Annotated in this window: 19 protein-coding genes; 15 read left to right on the top strand and 4 right to left on the bottom strand. The window is 71.5% G+C overall.

The features are described 5' to 3' along the window. Positions 1–110: 110 nt before the first annotated feature. On the bottom strand, positions 111–761 hold the full coding sequence (locus tag ABZT49_RS02170; protein WP_407943430.1) for an HdeD family acid-resistance protein: 651 nt from the start codon (positions 759–761) through the stop codon (positions 111–113). Positions 762–1,020: 259 nt separating this feature from the next. On the opposite strand from ABZT49_RS02170, the gene ABZT49_RS02165 reads away from it, so the two are divergent. From ABZT49_RS02165 to ABZT49_RS02155, 3 genes are all read left to right on the top strand, one after another. Further along, positions 1,021–2,301 (top strand): biotin/lipoyl-binding protein, encoded by a 1,281-nt coding sequence (locus ABZT49_RS02165; RefSeq protein ID WP_407943429.1) that lies wholly within the window; start codon positions 1,021–1,023, stop codon positions 2,299–2,301. Between the two features lie 77 nt (positions 2,302–2,378). After that, positions 2,379–3,914 (top strand): DHA2 family efflux MFS transporter permease subunit, encoded by a 1,536-nt coding sequence (locus ABZT49_RS02160; protein WP_355282414.1) that lies wholly within the window; start codon positions 2,379–2,381, stop codon positions 3,912–3,914. 210 nt (positions 3,915–4,124) lie between these two features. Then, the gene (locus tag ABZT49_RS02155) at positions 4,125–5,057 is read left to right on the top strand and encodes a cation diffusion facilitator family transporter (protein WP_355282386.1); all 933 of its coding nucleotides are present in this window, start codon (positions 4,125–4,127) and stop codon (positions 5,055–5,057) included. Positions 5,058–5,184: 127 nt separating this feature from the next. Here ABZT49_RS02155 and ABZT49_RS02150 read toward each other — a convergent pair whose 3' ends face one another. Continuing rightward, positions 5,185–6,483, bottom strand: coding sequence for a transglycosylase SLT domain-containing protein (locus ABZT49_RS02150; protein ID WP_355282412.1), 1,299 nt, complete (start codon positions 6,481–6,483; stop codon positions 5,185–5,187). A 342-nt stretch (positions 6,484–6,825) separates the two neighbouring features. Here ABZT49_RS02150 and ABZT49_RS02145 point away from each other — a divergent pair, with 342 nt between their 5' ends. The 11 genes from ABZT49_RS02145 (at position 6,826) to ABZT49_RS02095 (ending at position 19,187) form a co-directional block, all read left to right on the top strand. Further along, complete coding sequence (locus tag ABZT49_RS02145; protein ID WP_355282384.1) at positions 6,826–8,016, top strand: inositol-3-phosphate synthase; 1,191 nt, start codon at positions 6,826–6,828, stop codon at positions 8,014–8,016. A 2-nt stretch (positions 8,017–8,018) separates the two neighbouring features. Continuing rightward, positions 8,019–8,945 (top strand): hypothetical protein, encoded by a 927-nt coding sequence (locus ABZT49_RS02140; protein WP_355282381.1) that lies wholly within the window; start codon positions 8,019–8,021, stop codon positions 8,943–8,945. A gap of 112 nt (positions 8,946–9,057) precedes the next feature. Then, a complete protein-coding gene (locus tag ABZT49_RS02135) occupies positions 9,058–10,230 on the top strand; it encodes a class I SAM-dependent methyltransferase (RefSeq protein WP_355282378.1) in 1,173 nt (390 codons plus the stop codon). Continuing rightward, on the top strand, positions 10,230–11,273 hold the full coding sequence (locus tag ABZT49_RS02130) for a Gfo/Idh/MocA family oxidoreductase (protein WP_355282376.1): 1,044 nt from the start codon (positions 10,230–10,232) through the stop codon (positions 11,271–11,273). Before ABZT49_RS02135 ends, ABZT49_RS02130 begins: the two co-directional genes overlap by 1 nt. Before the next feature lie 25 nt (positions 11,274–11,298). Further along, positions 11,299–12,855: a YcaO-like family protein gene (locus ABZT49_RS02125; RefSeq protein WP_355282373.1), complete on the top strand. Its 1,557-nt coding sequence runs from the start codon at positions 11,299–11,301 to the stop codon at positions 12,853–12,855. Continuing rightward, on the top strand, positions 12,852–13,676 hold the full coding sequence (locus tag ABZT49_RS02120) for a sugar phosphate isomerase/epimerase family protein (protein ID WP_355282370.1): 825 nt from the start codon (positions 12,852–12,854) through the stop codon (positions 13,674–13,676). Before ABZT49_RS02125 ends, ABZT49_RS02120 begins: the two co-directional genes overlap by 4 nt. Beyond that, positions 13,673–14,908: a glycosyltransferase family 4 protein gene (locus tag ABZT49_RS02115; protein WP_355282367.1), complete on the top strand. Its 1,236-nt coding sequence runs from the start codon at positions 13,673–13,675 to the stop codon at positions 14,906–14,908. Before ABZT49_RS02120 ends, ABZT49_RS02115 begins: the two co-directional genes overlap by 4 nt. A gap of 196 nt (positions 14,909–15,104) precedes the next feature. Continuing rightward, positions 15,105–15,854: a PIG-L family deacetylase gene (locus ABZT49_RS02110; RefSeq protein WP_355282364.1), complete on the top strand. Its 750-nt coding sequence runs from the start codon at positions 15,105–15,107 to the stop codon at positions 15,852–15,854. Beyond that, on the top strand, positions 15,851–16,480 hold the full coding sequence (locus tag ABZT49_RS02105) for a uracil-DNA glycosylase (RefSeq protein WP_355282361.1): 630 nt from the start codon (positions 15,851–15,853) through the stop codon (positions 16,478–16,480). The genes ABZT49_RS02110 and ABZT49_RS02105 overlap by 4 nt, the downstream gene beginning before the upstream one ends. 168 nt (positions 16,481–16,648) lie before the next feature. Then, positions 16,649–17,785: a lysylphosphatidylglycerol synthase domain-containing protein gene (locus ABZT49_RS02100; protein ID WP_355282359.1), complete on the top strand. Its 1,137-nt coding sequence runs from the start codon at positions 16,649–16,651 to the stop codon at positions 17,783–17,785. A gap of 43 nt (positions 17,786–17,828) precedes the next feature. After that, entirely contained in the window at positions 17,829–19,187 is a 1,359-nt protein-coding gene (locus ABZT49_RS02095) for an ATP-binding protein (protein ID WP_355282409.1), read from the top strand. On the opposite strand, the gene ABZT49_RS02090 is transcribed toward ABZT49_RS02095, so the two are convergent. Next, entirely contained in the window at positions 19,154–19,792 is a 639-nt protein-coding gene (locus tag ABZT49_RS02090; protein ID WP_355282356.1) for a DUF1007 family protein, read from the bottom strand. The genes ABZT49_RS02095 and ABZT49_RS02090 overlap by 34 nt on opposite strands. Before the next feature lie 135 nt (positions 19,793–19,927). Here ABZT49_RS02090 and ABZT49_RS02085 point away from each other — a divergent pair, with 135 nt between their 5' ends. Further along, positions 19,928–22,339: a heavy metal translocating P-type ATPase gene (locus tag ABZT49_RS02085; protein WP_355282353.1), complete on the top strand. Its 2,412-nt coding sequence runs from the start codon at positions 19,928–19,930 to the stop codon at positions 22,337–22,339. Positions 22,340–22,607: 268 nt separating this feature from the next. Here ABZT49_RS02085 and ABZT49_RS02080 read toward each other — a convergent pair whose 3' ends face one another. Further along, on the bottom strand, positions 22,608–23,405 hold the full coding sequence (locus ABZT49_RS02080) for an FCD domain-containing protein (protein ID WP_407943428.1): 798 nt from the start codon (positions 23,403–23,405) through the stop codon (positions 22,608–22,610). Positions 23,406–23,662: the final 257 nt, after the last annotated feature.

Raw genomic sequence — 23,662 nt, 5'->3', positions numbered from 1 at the left:
GGAGGGCTGGAAGGAGTTCCAGGCCAGAAAGCGAGGCGCCAACCTCAGGCTCTCCATCAGCGATGTGTGAATCCGCTAGCCCGCAGAGGGGGGAGGGTTTTGGCGTCGCATCACACCGTCCGCATCGTCCCGCCCGTCCCGATGAACCGGCTCCTCAGCCGGAAGGCCAGGATCAGCATGAACACCCCGAAGGCAATGGCGTAGCCGCCCATCCAGTACGTGAGGACTAGGAGCGACAGGACCGGGCTGGCGATCAGGGCGATCGCGAACAGCACCGAGAGTACCCCCCCGATCGCCAGCCACCAGCGGCCGTGGTCGAGGTGGAGCCGGAACGCCGCGGCGATCATCAGGCCGCCGGTCACCAGCGCCCAGGCGGCGATGAGGTAGATGAAGGCGACGAGCGTGCTGCCCGGCATCAGGAAGGCGAGCACGCCGACCAGGATATTGAGGAGGCCGGCGGCGAGCAGGTAGCCCCAGCGCTCGTGCCGTTCCGCCGCCCGTACCGCCGCCACGATCTCGGCGATGCCGTCGACCAGCATGTAGGCCGAGAAGAAGATCACCAGGGTCAGCAACGTGGCGCCGGGCGCGATCAGCGCCACGATCCCGAACAGAATCGCGAAGGCACCGCGCAGCGCGATCAGCCACCAGTTGCGGGCGAGCACCGCGCTCATCGCGGTGAGACGCGCGAGCGGATCGGGCGGGGAGCCGTAGGGGGACGAATCGGCCGGATTGGTATTGGGCAACGGCGTACCAGTACTCATGGCAGCATCCTCCGGGACGACGCGCAGTGGGCTGTCGCGAAAGGCCCCGCTCTTCATGCCTCAACGTCCGCCGAGCGTAGCCGTTCCCGGGAACGTCGATGAAGGGATGCCCACGGACGACCGGGGGCCGGGTTTCCATCCCGGTCACCCCGAGGGGTTTTTTGCCGCAATGCGGAACTAGTGCCGTCGCCCCGGCGTCTTCCAGGCCGAGGCGGGCGCCTTGCCCGGTCCGTTCGGACCGTCGCGCGGAATTCACGACATGCTGGACGATCAGTCGCGGGCGGAGGCCCCAGTCGGGCGGGACGCGCCGGCGCCCGTCGTGGCGCGGCAAGATCCCACACCACAAGATTCTGCGAGACAAGACTCGGCGCGCGCCGAGAACACGCGCGCCTTGCAGGAGAACACCCGTGCCCTGCGCGAGCACACGCCGCAGGACGAGGCCGAGGGCAAGGACCAGGAGGCCGAGGGCAAGGATTCCGACGAACAGGATGACGACGGCAAGGCGAAGAGGCCGGGCCTGATCAAGCGTCACCCGCTCTGGTTCGTCCTCGGTGCGGTCGTGCTGCTCCTCGCGGCGGCCGGCGGCTACTGGTACTGGCTCACCTTCGTCCATCCCTATGAGAGCACCGACGACGCCTTCGTCGATGCGCGCCAGTTCGCGGTCGCGCCCAAGGTGTCGGGCTACGTCACCGCCGTGCCGGTGACCGACAACCAGCACGTCGAGGCCGGCGCGGTGCTGTTCCAGATCGACACCCGCGACTACGAGGTGGCGCTCCAGCAGGCGCAGGCGCAGGTCCAGTCGGCCCAGGCCCAGATCCAGGGCTTCGAGGCGCAGATCCAGGCGCAGCAGGGCAGCATCCAGGAGGCCAGGGCCCAGGTCGAGCAGGCGAAGGCCGCGCTGCAATTCGCCAAGCAGGACGCCGCCCGCTACCAGGACCTCGCCCAGCGCGGCGCCGGCTCGGTGCAGCAATCGCAGCAATCGACCTCGAACCTGCAGCAGCAGCAGGCGAGTTTCGACCGCGCCAGCGCCGCCGTGACGGTGGCGCAGCGCCAGATCGGCTCGCTACAGGCCCAGAAGGCCGGCGCAGAGGCGAGCCTCGCCCAGGCGCGGGCCCAGGTGGCGCAGGCGCGGCTGAACCTCGCCTACACCACGGTCACGACGGCGCAGGCGGGCCGGGTGGTGCGCCTCACCGGCGCGGTCGGGCAGTTCGCCCAGGCAGGACAAGCGCTCAGCATGTTCGTGCCCGACGACATCTGGGTCACGGCGAACTTCAAGGAGACCCAGATCACCGACATGCGGCCCGGCCAGCCGGTCGATGTCGAGATCGACGCCTATCCGGACCACAAGATCACCGGCAAGGTCGCCTCGGTGCAGCCGGGCTCGGGCACCGCCTTCAGCCTGCTGCCGGCCGAGAACGCCACCGGCAACTACGTCAAGGTGGTGCAGCGCGTGCCGGTGAAGATCACGGTCGAGAACTGGCCGCAGGACGTCTCGATCGGCCCCGGCCTATCGATCGTGCCGACGGTGCGCGTCCGCTAAAGTCCGGAGATCGTGCCGTGAGCGGTCAGAACCCCGCCGACAGCGCCGCCGGCGACCACAACCCGTGGATCATCGCCATGGTGGTGGCGATCGCCACCTTCATGGAGGTGCTCGACACCACCATCGCCAACGTGGCTTTGCGCTACATCTCGGGCGGCCTCGCGGTCGGTCCCGACGAGGCGGCCTGGGTGGTGACGAGCTATCTCGTCGCCAACGCGATCGTGCTGACCGCGTCGAGCTTCCTCGCCAAGCGCTACGGCCGCAAAGCCTTCTTCATGGCGGCGATCGCGCTGTTCACGGTGTCGTCGATTCTGTGCGGCTTCGCCTGGAGCCTCGAATCGCTCCTCTTCTTCCGGGTGCTCCAGGGGCTCGGCGGCGGCGGCATGGCGCCGCTGGCACAGTCGATCCTGGCGGATTCCTTCCCGCCGGAGAAGCGCGGACAGGCCTTCGCCCTCTACGGCGTCGCCATCGTGGTGGCCCCCGTGGTCGGGCCGACGCTGGGCGGCTGGCTCTCCGACCAGTATTCCTGGCACTGGTGCTTCCTCATCAACGCACCGGTCGGCGCCGTCGCGCTGTTCCTGATCTGGTGGCTGGTGCAGGACCCGAAATCAGCGATCGAGGAGCGGAAGCGCCTGCGCCGGGAGGGCGTGCGCTTCGACATCGTCGGCTTCATCCTAGTGGCAACCTTCCTCGGCTCGCTCGAGGTCGTCCTCGACGAGGGCCAGCGCAAGGACTGGTTCGGCTCGACCCTGATCATCGTCTTCGCCTGCCTGGCGGTGGTGTCGTTCATGGCGATGATCCCGTGGGAGCTGAAGCACAAGAACCCGGTCATCGACCTGCGCCTGCTCGGCCAGCGCCAGTTCGGCTCCTGCTTCCTGGTGATGCTCGCCACCGGTGCCATCCTGATCGCGACCACGCAGTTCCTGCCGCAGCTCCTGCAGGATTACTTCGGCTATACCGCGACCTGGGCTGGCCTCGCCTTGTCGCCCGGCGGCATCGTCACCTGCGTGATGATGTTCGTGATCGGCCGCGTCTCCGGATACATCCAGCCGAAATACCTCATCGCCACGGGCGCCACCATCATCGCCTTCGCGATGGTTGATTTGACCAACCTCTACGGTGACCTCAACTTCGGCTTCTTCGTCTGGTCGCGCGTCTATATCGGCATCGGCCTGCCGATGATCTTCCTGTCGATCACGGCGGCCTCCTACGAGGGGATCACCAAGGACCAGACCGACCAGGCCTCGGCGCTGATCAACGTCGCGCGCAACGTCGGCGGCTCGATGGGGGTGTCGCTCGCCCAGAACATCCTGGCCTACCGCCAGCAATTCCACACCAGCCGGCTCGTCGAGCACATCGTCCCCACGGAGCCGGCCTATCAGGAGACCTTGCGCGCCGCGACACAGTTCTTTTCCACCCGCGGCGCCAGCACGGTCGACGCGCAGAACCAGGCTGTCGCCTGGATCGGCCAGCAGGTCCTGACCCAGTCCGCCTTCCTCGCCTATATCGACGTGTTCTGGGCGCTTGCCCTGGTCTCGGCCTGCGCGGTGCCGCTCGCGATGATTCTCAAGACCGTGAAGCGGGGCGGGGCGGCGCCGGCCGGGGGGCATTAGGCGGATCCCGCCGGGAACGCGGGCGCCTCAGGCGTCTTTCCCCCGACCCACCCACGACCTCATCCTGAGGTGCCGCGTAGCGGCCTCGAAGGAGGCCTCCAGCTATCGCTGCGAGCACCGGAGGCCTCCTTCGAGGCTCACTCCGTTCGCACCTCAGGATGAGGCCGTGGGTGGGAGAAATCGAGCATCTCGTCGAGCAGGTATCGCGCGTTGGCACCCACCGGATCGAAGCTCGTCGTCTACGCCGCGCTCGCCGGCAACCTCGCCATCGCGGTCACCAAGCTCGCGGCCGCCTCCTATACCGGGTCGGGGGCGATGTTCACGGAAGCCGTGCATTCCTTCGTCGATACCGGGAACCAGGGCCTGCTGCTCTACGGGATGCGGCGCGCCGCCCGCCCGGCCGACGACAGCCACAATTTCGGGCACGGGCTGGAGCTGTATTTCTGGTCCTTCGTCGTCGCCCTGCTGATCTTCAGCCTCGGCGGCGCCTACGCGGTCTACGAGGGCGTCGAGAAGCTGCACCATCCCAAGCCGATGACGGCGCCTTGGGTCAATGTCGGGGTGATCGTGCTGTCGGGCGTCTTCGAGGGGCTGTCGTTCCGCACGGCGCGCCGGGAGATGCGGGCCCGCTTCGCCCGCGAATCGCTCTGGACGGCGGTGACCCGCAGCAAGGATCCAAGCACCTTCGCGATCATCCTGGAGGACGGGGCGGCGCTGATCGGCCTCGGCCTCGCCCTCCTCGGCGTGGTCGCGAGCGGCTTCCTCGGCTGGCCGCCGGGCGACGGCGTCGCCTCGGTGGCGATCGGCTGCCTGCTCATCGCCACCGCGGGCGTGTTGTTTCGCGAGACCCGCAGCCTGCTCACCGGCGAGAGCGCCTCGCCGCGGGTGATCGCGCAGGCGAGCGAGATCCTCGCGGCCGATCCCCGGGTGGTGCGGATCGAGCGGATGCGCAGCCTGCAGCTCGGCCCCGGCACGGTGCTGCTCGCCGTCACCCTCGACCTCGCCCCCGGCCTCTCCGGCGAGGATCTGCGCCGCGCCACTGCCGATCTGCGCGATGCGATCCGCCGCGGCCTGCCGGGCGTCGCCCACCTGTACTTCCAGCTGCCGGTGCGGGAGCACGAGGCGCTCCCGGAAACCGGTTAAAAAATCCCGAACGGGCCGGAACCGGCCGGCGCATCCCGGGTTATCGCAGTGTTCCGAGGCGACGGGCCGTCCTTCCCGTGCGCCGTCCCCCTGGCCGCTTCGCTCACACTGAGGCCTGGGAAATGAATCAAGGCAGTTGGCTCAGGGCCGCGGGCGGGGCATCGCTCGGGCGCCGCGTGTCGATCTGCTCCGCGATCGCCGCGACCGGTTGATACAGGCCGAGGCGCTGATCGATCATACCGTCGAGTCTGTCATAGACCTCGGCGACCGTCAGGCTGCGCGTCTTCCGGCCCTCGCGACGAAAAAAAAGGCTGCGATTGGCCTTCGCCGCCGCGCGGAACGACGCCTGAGCCGGCTGGTGCGGCTTCTCCGCCGTCAATTCCATGAACTTGCCGGCGCTTGCGGCGCCCAGGAAATGCGCGAAGTAGCATTCCGTCGTCGTGAGGTCGCGCCCGAGGCGCTGCTCCACCCGGCTGCGGTCGCGCTTCATCATCTCGCCGGCCATCAGGCTCGCCGCGTAGGGATCGCGCCGCAGGGCCAGCACCCGGCGCCGGTCGGCCTCCTTGAGGACCACCAGCGTGCCGCCGCGCTTCTCGATCAGTTCGGCTTCCGCCGAGTAGCCGTGCTTGGCGCCGAAGCTGCGCAGGAGTTCGAGCCACGTGCCGGTGAGGAACTGAAACAGCCCCTCCGCCGTCGAGGTCGCGGCCCGGACGCTCGGCTGGAAGCTCGATTCCTTGTCGGCCAGCGCCATCAGGTAGACCGGATCGGTCTCGGTCTCGCGGGCGGCCCGCACGATCGTCTCGACCAGGGCCTGCGGCACCTTCTTGTCGCCGAAGACCACCAGGCCGTCCGGCGTCACCTCCGGCAACGCGGCGACTTCCGGCAGGGCGATCTCGACGGACGGGGAATCCTCCCGGGACAATGGGGCGTCCTGCAGCGGCGCGTCCTCCTGGGGCAGCGTGGCCATGGCGCCGGGCGCGTCGTCGCCCAAGGGCGTGTCGCCGCTCGGGCGCGCCTCGTCCCGCATCTCCAGCGTTGCCCGCAGTTCCTCACGCAGGCGCTCGAGGTCGTCCCGGATCAGGGCCGTCGTGCTCGGGGTCTCCTCGACCAGGGCCGGGCCCGGCCAGTCCGGCGTCAGGCCGCGGGACGCCGCGTGCGGGCGGGGGGCTGAGAAGTCGATCCGGTCATGCGCCTCCGCCGCCGGGGCGACGGCGTCCTGCGGCAGGCAGGCCGCGAAGGCGACGCCGACGGCGAGCACTGCTGCGGCCTTGCGGCTCAGCGAGGCGGCCAGGGACAGGGCCCGGCCGCGTGATCCAGAATGGTGGCCTTCGCGGGCATCGAGCCAGCGGATGGTGTCGGTGCCCGTCTCGGGCACGAGTCGGCCAGCGTCGTCGGCGCAGCGCGCCGGCTCCGGGTAAACCCCCATCTCCAACCTTTTGTCCTTGGCGCGGGTCCGAACCTGAGGGCCGCGCCGTGTTTCGTGCTTCGCTCGCCGGCACCTCTGGCCGTCCGGTGTGACCAGAATGGGACGAGGCCGCGGCAGGGCGTGGGGCCATTTTGCGGCACCGGTTCCCTCCGGATGGTTAACGAGACCTTCGGCGCGCGCTCGCCGAGCCGCCCGGTGTGATCGCTCGGGCGCGAAAAAATCGCGCATGCGCCGGAACCAAATACTCCCCGGGGCATTTCCAGTCGCCACGCGGAGTGGGCGAACGATTGCCCCGGCGCCCCGCCCGGGGTCCGCGGGCCATGAAGAGGACAAACCCTACCGATGAGCATGCAGCCCGGTCGGCGCGTTGGCGTCGCTTTCGTCGGGATGGGTGGGGCTGTCGCCACCACCGCCATCGCCGGCATCGAGATGATCAAGTCCGGTTCGAATCGTCTCGACGGTCTGCCTCTTGCGGGCCACGCGGTGGCCGGAATGGTCGGGTACAAGGATCTCGTCTTCGGCGGCTGGGACCTCAACGGCGACGATCTGGGCGCTGCGGCGACCGGCCACGGCGTGCTCACCAAGCAGGACATCGAGAACGGCGCCCAGGTCCTCAAGGGCATGAAGCCGTGGCCGGCGGTCGGCAGCGCCAAGTTCTGCAAGAACATCGACGGCGGCAACCGCATCGTCGCCAAGGACCACCGCGAGGCGGTCGACTGCATCGCCGACGACCTCAAGCGCTTCCGCGAGGAGTCGGGCGTCGACGACGTGGTGGTGGTCAACCTCGCCTCGACCGAGCGCTGGCCCGACCTCGACGACCCGACGCTGAACTCCGCCGCCGCCTTCGAGCGCGGGCTCGATTCGAGCGACGAGGCGATCAGCCCGGCGATGCTCTACGCCTATGCGGCGATCAAGAACGGCATCCCCTACGCCAACTTCACGCCGTCGGTCGCCGCCGACGTGCCGGCGCTCGTCGATCTGGCGAAGCAGATGAACGTCCCGGTCGCCGGCAAGGACGGCAAGACCGGCCAGACGATGATGAAGACGGTGCTGGCCCCGGCCCTCAAGTCGCGGGCGCTCCACGTCGACGGCTGGTTCTCCACCAACATCCTCGGCAACCGCGACGGCCTGGCGCTGAACGACAAGGACTCGCTGCAGTCCAAGCTCAACACCAAGGGCACGGTGCTGGACTCAATTCTCGGCTATCCGGTCGAGGATCACCTGGTCCACATCCACTACTATCGCCCGCGCGGCGACGACAAGGAAGCCTGGGACAACATCGACATCACCGGCTTCCTCGGTCAGCGGATGCAGATCAAGGTCAACTTCCTCTGCAAGGACTCGATCCTGGCCGCCCCGCTGGTGATCGAGATTGCCCGCGTGCTCGACCTTGCCAAGAAGCGCGGCGACGGCGGCGTGCAGGAGCAGCTGTCGCTGTTCTTCAAGGCGCCGATGGTCAAGAACGGCCATGGCCCCGAGCACGCCTTCGGTGCGCAGGAGCGCATGCTGCTCGATTGGCTCGGCGTCCACTAGGGATGGCCGGCAACCCAGACGCGGCGGGCGGGGCTCATGCCCCGCTCTCCCAGCGCGAGCTCCTCGTCGAGCTCAACGACATCAAGCGCGTCCGGTCCGCCGGGCGCAGCGGCTCGATCGCTGAGCGGCTCTTCCTCCAGGCCTGGGCCGCCCTGACCGGCGGGGCCGACCCGGAGGCGCTCGCCCTCGACATCACCGCCAAGGCGCTCGCCGCCTCCCGCCTCGGTGATCTCGATGCTGCTTTTCTCAGCCTCGCCGGCCTCTCGCAGACCCAAGCTTCCGCCGTGCTGGTGCGGGGCTTCGACGAGGTGGCGGGGCCGCTCGATCCGGCCCTCGCGAGAGCCTTGCGCGCCTGCCTCGCCGCGCCGCGGGACTGGACGCCCGGTCCCCTGCCGCATTTCGCCCTGCTCCAGGCCGACCAGCCGCGGGCCGGCGTGACCTGCCCGGGCAAGCCGCGCATCCTGCTCGAACCGCCGGAGAACCACGCCGAGCATTGCCTGGTGGTGGCGGTCTACGGCGTCGCCTTGAGCCCGTTCTACGGCGCCGACCCGACGACGGTGTTCGTGGCGGCCCTCGCTCATCACCTGCACAACGCCCTGATGCCGGATGCCGGCTTCACCGGCGAGATCCTGCTCGGCGACCACCTCGATTCGGTGATTGCCGGATTGAGTGAGCGGGCCTTGTCCGAACTCGACGAGCCGTTGCGCTCCACCGTCGCCTCCTCGCGAAGGATCCTGGCGGATGATCGCACGGCGGAGGGCCGCGCCTTCCACGCCGCCGACGTGATCGACCGGGTTCTGCAGATCGCCCAGCACCTGCGCGCGGCCTCGCTCACCATGGACACGGTCCTGGGCGAGATGGCGCTGGTCCATGACGGCCCCGTGAAGGGTTTTCACGATCGGGTGCTCGCCGACATGCAGTTGCCGTGAGGATCGGGCCGGACGCCCTTCGGCGTCCGCACGCCCCCTCTAGGCGTCCGCGCCCGCGCTCTATCTCACGTCAGAGCCTGCTCTCGGGTGGGCGCCGCGAGGAAACGCATCCGTGATCCCGTTCGGGCTCCTCTCGCCGGTCACCGGCGAGGCGCTGCACCACGACACGCCCCACTCACTGCGCGAGGGCAAGCGCGGCCCGCGCTGGCCGGTGGTCGACGGCATTCCCTACCTGCGAGTCGGGCGCGACGGTCTGGTGGGTGAAGTGCTGGGCCATCTCGACAAGGGCGCGCCCGGCCACGCCCTCGAACTTCTGCTCGCCGACCAGGACGATTGGTGGACCGGCCCGAAGGCCGACCCGGCCGCCCTGCGCGACCTCGTGCGCGAGATGAAGTACATCTCCCTGCGCGAGGCCTGCGCCCGCCTCGGCTGGGGCCGGGTCGGCGACTATTTCGTACATCGCTGGACCGACCCGACCTACCTCGCCGGCCTCGCCCTGCTGGAGGCGCACTGGAACAAGCCCCTTTGCGCCTTCGAGCTCGCCTGCGGCATCGGCCACTACCTGCGCGAGCTGCAGGGGCGGGGGGTGCGTGTGTCGGGGGGAGACGTCGTCTTCGCCAAGCTCTGGGTCGCCCGCCACTGGGTCGCCGGGCAGCGGCCGCAGCTCGTCTGCTTCGATGCCGCCGGTCCGCACTGGCCGATCGATCAGGCGCCCGTCGACCTCGTGATGTGCCACGACGCGTTCTACTTCCTGCCCGAGAAGGCCCGCATCCTCGACTGTCTGCGCAAGACTGCCGGCGAGGAGGGGTGGCTGGCCCTGAGCCACGTCCACAACAGCGCCCGGCCCGGCTTCTCGTCCGGGCACGCGGTCTCGGCGGCCGAGATCGCGGAGCTGTTTCCCGACGGGCTCGTCTACGATGACGACGAGCTGACCCGCGCGCTGGTGGAGGCCCGCGCCCCGGTCCCGGCCGAGCCCGCCGCCCTCGATCACGTCGAGGCCTTCTCGGTCGTCTGCGGCCCCGGCATGCGGCCGGCGCCCCGGCCCCTCGTCGACGGGCTGACCCTGCCGCGGGAGGGCGCGCACTTACGGCTCAACCCGCTCTACGCGCCCGATCCGGCCGGGGGCTACGCGATCGCCTGGCCGTCCGAGCGCTACCGCGACGAGTACGCCGCCCGCGCCACCTACCCGATGCACTCCGAGGGGCCCGAGACCCTGGAGGCCGGCCCCGAGACCGTCGACCGCGCCCGCATCCGCGAGTTCGTCGACCTGCCGGAGCGCTGGTGATGTCGGAGTCGATCGGCTGGGGCATCGTCGGGTTCGGCTGGGTCGCCCGGGATTTCATGGCGCCGGCGATCCGGGCCGCAGGGCACCGCCTCGTCGCAATCTGCGACCCCGGCGCGGAGGCTCGGGCGGCGGCCGCCGATCTCGGCGCGCGGGGCCATGCCGACCTCGCCGGGCTGCTGGCCGAGCCCGAGGTCGAGGCGGTCTACGTCGCGACACCCAACCACCTCCATCGCGGCGCCGTCGAGGCGCTGGCTGAAGCCCGCAAGGCGATCCTGTGCGAGAAGCCGATGGCGGCGGCTTTGGCCGACGCCGAGGCGATGGCGGCTTCGGTCGCCCGCACCGGCGCGCTCTACGGCACCGCCTTCGACCAGCGCCATCACCCGGCCCACCGCCTGCTCCGCGACGAGATCCGAACTGGGCGGGTCGGCACCGTCACCGGCGTGCGCATCGTCTATGCCTGCTGGCTCGACCGGGGCTGGACGGCGATTCCCGGGCAGCAGAACTGGCGCATCGACCAGGCCCAGGCCGGCGGCGGCGCGCTGATGGACCTAGCCCCCCACGGCCTCGACCTGACCGACTTCCTCCTCGACGAGCCGATCCTCGACGTCACCGCGCTGACCCAGGCGCGGGCGCAGGATTACGCCGTCGACGACGGCGCGCTCCTCATCGGCCGGACCGGCTCGGGCGTGCTGGCGAGCCTGCACGTCGCCTACAATTGCCCCGACGCGCTGCCGCGCCGACGCCTGGAGATCGTGGGCACCAAGGGCCTGCTGGTTGCGCAGAACACGATGGGCCAGGAGGCGGGCGGGAGCGTCACCTTCACCGACGGCGCCACCGGCGAGTCGCGTCCGCTCTCCTTCGACACCGCGGCCTCGCCGTTCCTGGAGCAGGTGCGGGCCTTCGGGCGCGCCTTGCGCGATCCCAGCGGACGCGCGGCGTGGTCGGCCGCGCGCGACCTGCACACGATGCGGCTGCTCGCCCGCGCCTACGCCGCCTCTCCCTCGCATCTGCCCGAACAATCCCCCGTCGCGCCGGCCGCCTGACGGCCTCCGAGGAGTCTCACCGCTCGTGGACAGACCCGCCGCACCCCGCCCCTACTCGTACGGCCAGAGCCGCGTCATCGAAGGGCTGCCCGAGCGCCTGCCGGATGCCGTCCGCGCCTATCTCGACGTGCTGCCGCCGGGCCGAATCGTCGGCTTCCCCCTGGCGCCCCTCGACCGGACCGGGGTGCCGTGCTGGTTCGTGTCGCTTTTCCTGGAGGACCCGTACTTCGTCGGCGCGATGCCGAGCGGCATCGGCTACGGCGCCACCGACGACGAGGCGATCATCGGCTCGGTGGCCGAGATCGCCGAGAACCTGATGCCGAGCCTGGCGCTGATCCCGCGCAAGAAGGAGCGCGGCAGCTACCACGACCTCGTGCGGGTGTTCGGCGCGACCTCCGTCGCCGATCCGCTCACCCTCGGCCTGCCGGCGGGGAGTCCCGTGAACCGCGACACCGTGCTCGAATGGACCGGCACGGTGCGGGCGCGCACGGGCGAGACGGTGCTGATGCCGCTTGATCTCGCGGCGACCGACTATTTCGAGCTGTCGCCGGGCTACCAGCCCTTCACCAACCTCATCACCAACGGCCTCGGCGCCGGGCCGGACGTCGAGTTCGCCCTCGGCCACGGGCTGCTCGAACTCCTGCAGCGCGACGGCAACGGACTCCTGTTCCGCGCCCTCGACCAGGGCGTGATGCTCGACACCTCGGAGGGGCTGGGCCCCGAGACGCGGGGCATGCTCGACCGGCTGGAGGCCTTGGGCATCCGCGCGATGCCGAAATTCGCCACCGACCAGTTCGGCTTCACCAACGTCTACTGCGTCGGCTACGACATCGATGCCTCCCGGGCGCCGGCGCCGATCGCGCTCTCGGCCTGCGGCGAGGCCTGCGACCCCGACCGCGAGCGGGCGCTGCGCAAGGCGATCCTGGAATTCCAGGCCGCCCGGGTGCGCAAGACCTTCGGCCACGGCCCCCTCGCCCTCGCCCGATCGATCACGCCGCCGGGCTACGTCGACGCCTTCATCGAGACGGCGCTGCCGAGCCTCGACCTGGAGGAGGGGAGGGCGCTCGCCGCGATGCTCGACTGGATCGATAAGCCGGCCGAGACCCTGCGGGGCTTCCTCGCGCAGACCGTCTATTCCGAGCGCTCCACCAAGCGCTTCACCGACCTGCCGACGCAGGCCGCACCCACGGGCCAGGACCGCAGCCGCATCGCCCGGGAGCGGCTTGAGGCGGCAGGGTTCGACGTTCTGTATGTCGACGCCTCGCCGCCGGGCGGCGGCGTCGGCATCGTCAAGGCGATCGTGCCGGGTCTTGAGGTCGAGACGATGAGCTACTACCGCATCGGCGAGCGCAATACCCGGAAGCTCATCGAGCGCGACCACCCGCTGATCCGCTTCGGGGAGGCGAGCGAATCTTTGCGGCCGGTGCGCCTGACGCCCGAGGCGCTGGAGCGCTTCGGCGGCCAGCCCCTGTTCGACGTGGCGCTGGCTGACGCGATCGTCGGCCCGCTCTATCCGCTCTACCGCGAGCCGGAATCGCACCACGCGCCGTTCCGCCTGGAGCGCCGGGGGAGGGCGGCATGAGCCTGCGCTTCGCCTACAACACCAACGGGGCGGCCAACCACCGCCTCGACGACGCGCTGAGCCTCATCGCCGATGCCGGCTACGACGGCGTCGCGCTGACCCTCGACATCCACCACCTCGACCCCTTCGCCGAGAACTGGGCGCAGGCCGCCGAGCGGATCCGCGGCCGGCTCTACGGCTTGGGGCTCGGCTCGGTGATCGAGACCGGCGCCCGCTTCCTCCTCGACCCGCGCGCCAAGCACGAGCCGACCCTGGTGACGGCCGATCCCGCCGGCCGCGCCCGCCGGGTCGCGTTCCTGCACCGGGCGATCGACATCGCGGCGATCCTCGGTTCGGAGGCGGTGTCGTTCTGGGCCGGCGTCCCGAAACCCGGAATCGATCCGGCGGAGGCCCGGACTTGGCTGCGGGACGGTCTCGACCAGGTCGTCGCCTACGCGACCGAGCGCCGGGTCGTCGCGGCGCTCGAACCCGAGCCCGGCATGCTGGTCGAGACCCTGGACGATTACGCCGCCCTCGACGTGCACGGTCTCCGGCTGGCGCTGGATACCGGCCACTGCCTGGTGACGCAGGAGCGCGAGCCCGCCGCGGCGGTCAAGGAATTCGCCGACCGGCTCGGCACCGTGGCGATCGAGGACATGGCGCGGGGCACCCACATCCACCTGCCCTTCGGCGAGGGCGACATGGATGTGCCGGGCGTGCTCGACGCGCTCGAGGCGATCGACTTCCAAAAACTCGTCTGCGTCGAGCTGTCCCGCGAGAGCCACCGGGCCGACCGGATGATTCCGGATTCGCTCCGCTACCTCCGGGAGTGCCGCCGATGAGGGTCTGTTTCGTCAGCCGGCGCTACTTCCCGGCGATCTCCGGCATGAGCGTCTACGCCCAGAACCTGCTGCGCGAGCTCGCCGGCGCCGGCCACGACGTCACGATGGTGAGCCAGTACCGGGGCGACGCCTTCGGTACCAGGGTCTATGGCGGCGGCCCGCCGCCGCCGGTGCCCGGCGTGCGGGTCGTCGGCCTCGAGCAGATCGGCGAGCAGGAGAGCGGCGATTTCGAGCGCGACATCGCCACGATGGTCGAGACCATCACGGCCGAGCACGCGCGAAAGCCCTTCGACGTGCTGCACGCGCAGTACGGCTATCCCACGGGCTTTGCCACGCTCATCGCCTCGCAACGCTTGGGCGTGCCGAACGTCGTCTCGATCCAGGGCGGCGACGGCCACTGGGTCGGCTCGTGCTGCGAGACCCACCGCCTCGCCATGGTGCGGGTGCTCGCCCACGCCAACGCGCTGCTGATCGGCGGCCGCTCCTTCGTGGCCGAGGTCTGCGACCGGCTCGGCAGCGATCCCAATCGCTTCACCATCGTGCCGGGCGCCGTCGACACCGCGCGCTTCCGCCCGCCGGCGGGCTGGACGCCCGGCGACGCCGCCGATCCGGTGCGGCTGTTCTATCACGGCCGGGTCGACCGCCGGAAAGGCGTGCTCGACTTCCTCGATAGTTTAAGCCTGCTGCGCCTGCGCGGCACGCCCTTCGCGGCGATCATCTCCGGCATCGGCCCCGACGTGGAGCCGGCCCGCGCGCTCGCCGCCGATCTCGGCTTTTCGGAGGCCGAGGTGCGCTTCACCGGCTACGCCGAGTACGACGCGGTGCCGGGCCTCTACGCCATGGGCGACGTGTTCGTCTCGCCGACCTACGCGGAGGGGTTCTCGAACACGATCCTGGAGGCGATGGCGGCGGGGCAGGCGGTGGTCTCGACCCACTCGGTCGGCGTCTCGGACTGCCTGCGCGACGAGGAGAACGGGTTGATGGTCCAGCCCGGCGACGTGCCGGCCCTGGCGGACGCCCTCCACCGGATCATCACCGACCGCCCCTTGCGCGCCCGCCTCGCGGCGGCGGCCCTGGAGGAATGCCGGCGGGTCTATTCATGGCAGGCGGTGGGGCGGCAGATCATGGAGGTCTACGCCGCGGTGAAGGACGAGCGGCCGGACTTAGGCTTCGATCCCGAGTTGCCGCACGACCCGGGCTGCCGCTTCCGGGCGGAGCCGCACCTGTTGTGAGGCTCTGCCTCCCCTCTCCCGTGTCGGAGAGGGGTAGGGGGTGAGGGTGCTACGGTTCCGTGTGAAGCACTCAGCGTAGAGCTGCCAAGACTACGCTCAGCGTTCTACACTGAAGCGTGTCACCCTCACCCCTACCCCTCTCCCACACGGGAGAGGGGATCCCGCGCTCTACTGGTTTCTCTGAGTTCTCAAGTCGATGCCCACAGCCCTCGCCCTCTCGCCCCATCTCGACGACGCCGCCTTTTCCTGCGGCGGCACCCTGGCGCAGCTCGCGGGGGAAGGGTGGCGGGTGGTGATGGTGACGCTGCTCACCGCCAGCGTCCCCGATCCGACCGGCTTCGCGCTGGCCTGCCAGCTCGACAAGGGGCTCGGGCCGGAGGTCGACTACATGGCGTTGCGCCGCGACGAGGACCGGGCGGCCGCCGACGCCCTCGGGATCAGCCCGCCCGTCCACGTCGCGCTCTGGGAGGCGCCGCATCGCGGCTACGCCTCGGCGCCCGAGCTCTTCGCCGGGACCCGGCCCGACGACCCGCTCGCCGACGACCTCGCCCCCGTCCTCGCCCGCCTGATGGACGAGGCGACGCCCGACCTGCTGCTCGCCCCCCAAGGAGTGGGCGGCCACGTCGACCACGTCCAGCTGGTCCGCGCCCTCACCGCCCTCGCTCCGGCCTGCCCGATCCTGTGGTGGCGCGATTTTCCCTATACCGTGCGCCATCCCGACCCGAAGGAGCCGTTTCGCGAGACCTTCGCGGGCCTCCCCGCGCTCACCGTACGCCTGTCCCCGGACGAGGCGGCGGCCAAGCACGCGGCCTGCGCGGCTTACACGAGCCAGATCGGCTTCCAGTTCGGTGGTCCCGACGGCCTCGCCGAGCGGTTGCACGCGGAGGGCGCCCGCGAGCATTTCCGCCTCGCCGGCGCCGTGCCGGACGGGCTCACCCTCGCGTGAGCGACGGGCCGGCCGCGCCGAAGAGTCTGGCCGATCCCGGCGTCGTCGCGGCGCGCCACGCCCTCGTCGCGGCGAGCCCCCACCTCGCCCCCTTGCGCCGCCTCGCCGAGCGGATCCGGGCCGAGCAGGACCGGCCGGTGCCCGAGGCCGACCCCCTCGACGGCGGCGTCGGCGCCCGCCTGCTCCTCCTCCTCGAGACGCCAGGCCCGGCGACCGGCCGCACCGCCTTCGTCTCGCGCGACAACCCGACCGGCACCGCCGCCAACCTGTTCCGGTTCCTGGGCCAGGCCGGAATCCCGCGCGCCGACACCCTGATCTGGAACGCCGTGCCGTGGGTGATCCACGCGCCCGGCGCCCGCAACCGGGCGCCGCGGACCAGGGAGATCCGGGCGGCCCGGGCCTACCTGCCGCCGCTCGTCGCCCTGATGCCGGACCTCGCGGTCGTCGTCCTGTCCGGCCGGGTCTCCCAGACCCTGGCGCCGGACCTCGCCGCGGCGCGGCCCGGCCTGCCGGTGGTGGCGATCCCGCATCCGAGCCCGACCTATGTCTGCACCAGCCCGTCGGTGTCGCTTCGCATCAGTGCCGGCCTCGCGGAGGCGGCCCGCCACCTCGGACTCGCCGGCTGATGCGGGACTGCCGCATGGTCCGGCTGGTCATTCGCCGGCGGAGGGCCTACATGGCCCCTCATGCGAGCGGGGCTCGGTCGGAGTGCCGCCGGGCACCCATGTGCGCGAGCCTGGCCGCGATCGGCCGCGGGCTCGCGCCGGCGACCAGCGGGGTCTGACGCCGACGCGATGAATTTCGCCACGCAGGACAACAACCTCGCGCAGGCCAAGCCCCTGCGCGACGGCGGCACCGGGACGCCGCGCGACGAGGACCCTGCCGGACAGGATCCGGGCCGCGACCCCGCGCCTCAAGACCCGCAGCAGGATCCACAGGCCGCGCGGCAGGCCCGCCACCGGCGCCGCTACGCCTGGATCGGCACGCTCGCCAGCGTGGTGCTGTTCGTCATCTCCCTCGGGGTGCTGGGCAAGCTCGTCTCGACGGTCACCTGGGCCGAACTGCGCACCGCCTTCCTGGCGGCGACGCCGAACCAGATCGGGGTCGCCATCGCCCTCGTCGTGGTGAGCTACCTGTTCCTCACCTGCTACGACGCCCTGGCCTTGCGCCAGCTCAAGCTGAAGGTGCCCTACCGCACCACCGCGCTCGCCTCCTTCACCAGCTACGCGGTGAGCTTCAACCTCGGCTTCCCGCTGCTCACCGCCGGCACGGTGCGCTACTGGATCTATTCCGGCCAGGGCCTCAGCCCCGGGCGCATCGCGGCGCTCACCATCGTCGCCGGCTTCACCTTCTGGCTCGGCATGGGGGCGGTGCTCGGCATCAGCCTGATCCGCGAGGCCGAGCCGCTCTCGCACCTCACCTATACCAGCGTCCTGTTCAACCAGGGTCTCGGCCTCGCGACGCTCGCCGCGGTGGTCGCCTACCTCGCCTGGGTCTCGGTCAAGCGCCGCAGCGTCAAGGTGCGGGGCTGGCGCCTGGAGCTGCCGGGCCTGAAGCTCTCCTTGAGCCAGATGCTGGTCGGCGCCGGCGACGTCTGCGCGGCGGCCGGCGTGCTCTACGTGCTGCTGCCGGCCGGCCACGGCGTCAGCTTCGAGGCCTTCGTGGCGATCTACGTGCTCGCCGCGATGCTCGGCATCGCCAGCCACGCGCCGGGCGGGCTCGGGGTGTTCGAGGCCACGGTGCTGCTCGCCCTCTCCGGCCTGCCGCGGGAATCGGTGCTCGGCGCGCTGCTGCTGTTCCGGGTCTGCTACTACCTGATCCCGTTCGTGGTGGCGCTCGCCGCCCTCGGCGCCTATGAGATCGCCAAGCGGGCGCGCCTCACCCCGCGGGAGGCGCCCGACGATGATGCCGAGAGCGAGCCGACGTCCTGACGCCGACGGCTCGCCCGACGACGTGCCGCCCGACGATCCGACGATGCCGCCGTTCCTGCCCGGCGCCTCCGGCGCCCTCACCTCCGCCCGGCGGGCGGCCTGGCGGGGGGCGCTCGTCGCCGTGCTGGTGTTCCTCGCCATCCATGCCTGGCACCACGGGTTCGACCTTGGCACCGGTCTCGCCGGCTTCGTCGCGCTGCTCGCCGGCGGCCTCGCGGCCGCGCCGCGCCGGGGCGAGCCGGTGGCGCGCGCCGAGGCCGCGCCGGGCCGGGGCCGCCACGGCCTCGCCGAGGCCCTGCTCGCCAACATCCCCGACCCCGTCATCCTGATCGACCGCCGCGCCCTGGTGATCGAATCGAACGCCGCCGCCCGCGCGCTCCTGCCCTCGCTGCGGCCCCGCCACCCGCTCTCCTTCGCGCTGCGCGATCCCGACGTGCTCGACGGCATCGAGACGGTGCTCCGCACCGGCGAGGCCCTGAAGACGGTCTATTCCCCGCGGGTGCCGACCGACCGCACCTTCGAGGTGCAGATCGGCGCCATGCAGGGCGGCGAGGCCGGGCGGGGCGGGCCGAACGTGGTGCTGTTCCTGCGCGACCTCACCTCGGCCCAGCGCCTGGAGACGATGCGGGTCGATTTCGTCGCCAATGCCAGCCACGAGCTGCGCACGCCGCTCGCCTCGCTGCTCGGCTTCATCGAGACCCTGCAGGGCCCGGCCCGGGACGACGCCAAGGCGCGCGAGCGCTTCCTCGGCATCATGCGGGTCCAGGCCCTGCGCATGACCCGGCTGATCGACGACCTCCTGTCGCTCTCGCGCATCGAGTTGCGCGCCCACGTGCCGCCGACGCAGGCGGTCGATGTCGGTCCGCTCGCCCGCCAGATCGCCGATGCGCTCGGGCTCATCGCCCGCGAGCGCGGCGTCGCCATCGCGCTCGAGGCCGGGCCGGGGCCGCACCGCGTGCTCGGCGACCGGGACGAGATCCTGCGGGTGATCGAGAACCTGGTCGAGAACGCCGTGAAGTACGGCGGCGATGGCGGCCGGGTCGAATTGCGGCTCGCGACCCTGCCGGCGGAGGACGGACGGCCGCCGCAGGTCGAGATCGCGGTGCGCGACGAGGGCCCGGGCATCGCCCCCGAGCACCTGCCGCGCCTCACCGAGCGGTTCTACCGGGTCGACGCCGCCTCGAGCCGCCAGCAGGGCGGCACCGGCCTCGGCCTCGCCATCGTCAAGCACATTCTCAACCGCCATCGCGGCCGGCTGGTGATCGAAAGCACCCCGGGGGAGGGGGCGACCTTCCGCGCCGTGATCCCCGCCCTGCTTCCTGCTCAGCTCCCGGCGCATGGCGAGACCCGGAGGGAGGCGGGCCCCGATCAGGGGCAGGCGACGAGCAGGCGCCCGGTATAGTCGGCGGCCGCCGCCGCCGCGGCGCCCGGTGTGCCGGTGGCCTCCCCGTCGGGGATCAGCTGCTCGCCCTCCTTCGCCTGCTGGGGCGGCCGGGTGAACCTGAGCACGCAATCCGATCCGCCCGACAGCCGGACCGCCTCGCCGGGCGGGAAGCCGAAGGCGACGTAGAAATCCGGATCGTCGAAGCTCATCACCAGGTTGCGCACCGGGCCGGTGGGGGCCTGCGGCACCAGGGTGAAGTCGAAGGTGAGCCGGCCGCCGGAAAAGCTCGCCTTCGGGGCGGGCCCGCCCTTCAGCGCCAGCGGGCGGCCGTTGAGCTTTCCTTGCGTGAAATATGCGGTCTCGGCCATCGCCTCCAGGCGCTCGGCCGCCATCGCGTCGAGCTTGGGCTGATCGGGCACGCCGTCGCGCTTCGAATCGAGGTTCAGCACCGCGAAGGCGGAATATTCCGGATCGAAGGTCCAGGATTCGCGGACCGCCACGAGGTTGCGCTTTTGGTCGAGCACCAGCTCGGCCCGGGCCTGCACCCAGACATGCGGATGCGCCAGCGCCGCCCCCGCCCCGCCGCACAGCATCGCCACCGCCGCCACAACCCGCCCGATCATCGCCCGCTCCCGCTTCGCTCCGCGCTCTGAGGCTTGAGGACGGCGAAACCATGTTCGCGCTGCAGGGCGCGGCGGCGATCCCGGCCGTGTCGCGGAGCCGCCCCGCACCCCACATGCTGCGTGGGAGACCGCACCATGACCGCACCCGCCCGCCGCCTCACCCTGCCCGTCGAGGGCATGACTTGCGCGTCCTGCACCGGCCGCGTCGAGCGGGTGCTGAGCCGTGTGCCGGGCGTGCAGGCCGTCGCCGTCAACCTCGCCACCGGCCGCGCCACCCTCGACCTCGCCCCCGACAACGACCCGACGGCGCTCACCGAGGCGGTCGAGGGCGCCGGATACGCCGTGCCGGAGGCGGTGAGCGAACTCGCCGTCGAGGGCATGACCTGCGCGTCCTGCACCGGCCGCGTCGAGCGGGTGCTGAAGGCCGTGCCCGGCGTCCGCGAGGCGAGCGCCAACCTCGCCACCGGCCGGGTCACCGTGCGCCACCCCGCCGGCCTCGTGCCGCCGGACGCCCTCGAAGCCGCCATCCGGGATGCCGGCTACGAGCCGCGCCCGGTGCCGGTGGAGATGGCGACGCCCGAAAAACCCCGCGAGGCCGAGGCGCTGACCCGCGACCTGATCCTCGCGGCCCTGCTCTCGCTCCCCGTGGTGGTGCTCGACATGGGGGGCCACCTCGCCGGCCACGGCCTCCTGCCGGGCGCCTGGAGCGCCGGCATCCAGGCTGTGTTCGCCACCCTCGTCCTCCTCGGCCCCGGCCGGCGCTTCTTCGCCCGCGGCCTGCCCGGGCTGGTGCGCGGCCATCCGGACATGAACGCGCTGGTGGCGCTCGGCGCCGGCGCCGCCTACCTGTTCTCCCTCGTCGCGACCCTCAGTCCCGGCCTGCTGCCGGCGGGGGCGGCGCACGTCTATTTCGAGGCCTCGGTCCTCATCGTCACCCTGATCCTCCTCGGCCGCAGCCTGGAGGCGCGGGCGCGGGGCCGCACCGGGGCGGCAGTAGCCCGCCTCATCGGTCTCGCGCCGAAGACCGCCTTGCGCTTGCGCGACGGCGTCGAGACCGAGGTGCCGGCCGCCGACCTCGCGGTCGGCGACGAGGTCCGCGTCCGCCCCGGCGAGCGCCTGCCGGCGGACGGGCGGGTGGTCGAGGGCCGCTCGCGCATCGACGAGAGCATGCTCACCGGCGAGCCGGTGCCGGTGGCGAAGGGCCCGGGCGATCCCGTCACCGGCGGCACCGTCAACGGCACCGGCGCGCTCACGATCGCGGTCGAGCGGGTCGGGGCCGACACGGCGCTCGCCCAGATCGTCCGCATGGTCGAGGCGGCGCAGGGCGCGAAGCTCCCGATCCAGGCCCTCGCCGACCGGGTCACCGCCCGCTTCGTCCCGGCGGTGCTGGCTCTCTCCCTCGCCACCTTCGCGGCCTGGCTCGCTTTGGCGCCGGCCCCCGCCCTCGGCGAGGCCCTGGTCCACGCCGTCGCGGTGCTGATCATCGCCTGCCCCTGCGCCATGGGCCTCGCCACCCCGACCTCGATCATGGTCGGCACCGGCCGGGCGGCGGAACGCGGCATCCTGTTCCGCAGCGGGCAGGCGCTCCAGGCCCTGGAGGGCGTGCGCGTCGTCGCCTTCGACAAGACCGGCACCCTGACCGAGGGCCGACCACACCTCATCGACCTGATCCCCGCTCCCGGCTTCGATGCCGACGACGTGCTGGCCGCCGCCGCCGCCCTCGAGACCCGCTCCGAGCACCCGGTCGCCCGTGCGATCGTGGCCGCCGCCGCGGCGAAGCGCTTGGATCTGCCGCCGGTGGGCGAGGTCGCGGCGGTGCCGGGCCACGGCATCGCCGGCCGGGCCGGCGACCGTGCAGTCGCGGTCGGCAATGCCCGTCACCTCGCCGGCCTCGACCTCTCGGGGTTGGCGCCCCATGCCGAGCGCCTGGGGGCCCAGGGCCGCTCGCCGCTCTACGTCGCCCTCGACGGCGTGCCGGCGGCGGTGATGGCGGTGTCCGACCCGATCAAGCCCAGGGCCGCCGCGGCCGTGCGGGTGCTGACTGGCCAGGGCCTCGCGGTGGCGCTGGTCACCGGCGACGCGAGGGGCACCGCCGAGGGCGTCGCCCGGACCCTCGGCATCGCCACGGTGCTCGCCGAGGTGCTGCCCCAGGACAAGCGCGACGCCGTCCGGGCCCTGCGCGCGCAAGCCGGCGCGGTCGCCTTCGTGGGCGACGGCATCAACGACGCCCCGGCGCTGGCCGAGGCCGATGTCGGTCTGGCGCTCGGCACCGGCACCGACGTGGTGGTGGAGAGTGCCGACGTGGTGTTGATGGCGGGCGATCCCGCCACCGTCGCCGAGGGTTTGAGGCTGTCGCGGGCGGTGATGCGCAACATCCGCCAGAACCTGTTCTGGGCCTTCGCCTACAACGTGGCGCTGATCCCGGTGGCGGCGGGGGTGCTGCGGGTGGCGGGCGGCCCGTCCCTATCGCCGGTGCTGGCGGCGGGGGCGATGGCCCTGTCGAGCGTGTTCGTCCTCGGCAACGCCCTGCGGCTGCGGCGGGCGTGAGAGTCCGCCTCATTGGCCCCTGCGATCGACACACCCTCCGCGTCATTCCGGGGCCGCGAAGCGGAGCCCGGAATCCAGAACCGCCGATGGCACAGAAAAGAGCGAACAGCTTTCCGCTTCATTCTGAAAAGCCTGAGTGTCTGGATTCCGGGCTCCGCTTCGCGGCCCCGGAATGACGCGGAGGATAGCAAGGCCGTAGAGTGATTGCGGCTCCGGACTGACGACGTGGATGTCGATTTCCTCGAGGCCGTCGAGTCAGCTCCGAACCTCACCGCTCTCCCTCGATCCCAGCCCCCTTCCGCCGCACCGCGACGCTCCCCCCGTTCAACCGGCGCAGCGACACCTGCAGCCGGGCCTCCGCCGCCTTGATCTCGGTGAGCGCCTGGTGGGTGTAGTGGATATGCGCTTCGGCAGCCTCGCCCGCGGCCTCGATGTCGCCGGCCATCACGCTCTCGTAGATCGCCCGGTGCTGGGCGCGCAGGCGGTCGCGGGTCTCCGGGCGGGCAAAGAGCTTCTCGCGGTTCTCGATCACGCCCTGGCGCAGCATCCCCGACAAGGCCCGCATCGTGTGCAGCACCACGAGGTTGTGGCTCGCCTCGTAGACGGCGACGTGGAGATCGACATCCGCTTCGGCCTCCTCCTGGTGCACGCCCTCCTCGTGGGCGCGGTCGATGCGCGCCATGCAGGCGGTGAGCCGGTCGCGGTCGACGGCGTTGGCCCGGGCGGCGGCAAGCCGCGCCGCCATCCGCTCCGTCGTCGCCCGAAACTCCAGGTAGTCGTCCACCACCTCGGCATGGGAGGCGATGAGGGCGATCAGCGGATCGGTGATCTCGCGGCCGAGCGGCGCCACGGTGCGCCCGTTCCCCGAGGCGACCAGCAGGCCCTCCTCCTCCAGGATCTTCATGCCCTGGCGCAGGGTCGGGCGCGAGACGTTCAGGCGCTGCGCCAGGTCGCGCTCCGGCAGCAGCAGGTCGCCGGGGCTGAGCGAGCCTTCGAGGATCAGGTCCTTGAGGTGACGGGCCGTGCCCTCGGCCACGCTTCCGCCCTTGATCGGATCCTGCTCCACCCCGCGCATCCCTACCCAGCCGCACCGCGAGCCGGAGTGTAGTGCGGGCAAACGCGCTTTCCAATTGACCGAAGTGGTAAAATCATTTTACCACGCCTCCACATCCCAAAGCGAAGATCGAAGTCCCGTGGCCTGACCGAGCGGGAGCGACCCACCCAACCATGCACCGCGTGTCACCGCGTCGATGCAGTGATTGCCATGCCGGCCAGGGGCCGTCCGCCCCGGCCCACCGTCCGGCCTCCCGCGCCCGCGGGACG

It is taken from the genome of Methylobacterium sp. EM32, assembly GCF_040593685.1.
GTDB lineage: Bacteria > Pseudomonadota > Alphaproteobacteria > Rhizobiales > Beijerinckiaceae > Methylobacterium.
The sequence above is the reverse complement of the archived record's forward strand: the minus strand, read 5'-3'. Positions and strand labels throughout refer to the sequence as shown.

Bases quoted from the DNA above. Each gene is read 5' to 3' on its own strand.
- ABZT49_RS02085 (WP_355282353.1), top strand. From the start codon at position 19,928: ATGACCGCACCCGCCCGCCGCCTCACCCTGCCCGTCGAGGGCATGACT.
- ABZT49_RS02160 (WP_355282414.1), top strand. From the start codon at position 2,379: ATGGTGGTGGCGATCGCCACCTTCATGGAGGTGCTCGACACCACCATC.
- ABZT49_RS02150 (WP_355282412.1), bottom strand. From the start codon at position 6,483: ATGGGGGTTTACCCGGAGCCGGCGCGCTGCGCCGACGACGCTGGCCGA.
- ABZT49_RS02130 (WP_355282376.1), top strand. From the start codon at position 10,230: ATGTCGGAGTCGATCGGCTGGGGCATCGTCGGGTTCGGCTGGGTCGCC.
- ABZT49_RS02165 (WP_407943429.1), top strand. From the start codon at position 1,021: ATGCTGGACGATCAGTCGCGGGCGGAGGCCCCAGTCGGGCGGGACGCG.
- ABZT49_RS02090 (WP_355282356.1), bottom strand. From the start codon at position 19,792: ATGATCGGGCGGGTTGTGGCGGCGGTGGCGATGCTGTGCGGCGGGGCG.
- ABZT49_RS02145 (WP_355282384.1), top strand. From the start codon at position 6,826: ATGAGCATGCAGCCCGGTCGGCGCGTTGGCGTCGCTTTCGTCGGGATG.
- ABZT49_RS02110 (WP_355282364.1), top strand. From the start codon at position 15,105: ATGCCCACAGCCCTCGCCCTCTCGCCCCATCTCGACGACGCCGCCTTT.
- ABZT49_RS02115 (WP_355282367.1), top strand. From the start codon at position 13,673: ATGAGGGTCTGTTTCGTCAGCCGGCGCTACTTCCCGGCGATCTCCGGC.
- ABZT49_RS02120 (WP_355282370.1), top strand. From the start codon at position 12,852: ATGAGCCTGCGCTTCGCCTACAACACCAACGGGGCGGCCAACCACCGC.
- ABZT49_RS02140 (WP_355282381.1), top strand. From the start codon at position 8,019: ATGGCCGGCAACCCAGACGCGGCGGGCGGGGCTCATGCCCCGCTCTCC.
- ABZT49_RS02095 (WP_355282409.1), top strand. From the start codon at position 17,829: ATGCCGCCGTTCCTGCCCGGCGCCTCCGGCGCCCTCACCTCCGCCCGG.
- ABZT49_RS02100 (WP_355282359.1), top strand. From the start codon at position 16,649: ATGAATTTCGCCACGCAGGACAACAACCTCGCGCAGGCCAAGCCCCTG.
- ABZT49_RS02170 (WP_407943430.1), bottom strand. From the start codon at position 761: ATGAGTACTGGTACGCCGTTGCCCAATACCAATCCGGCCGATTCGTCC.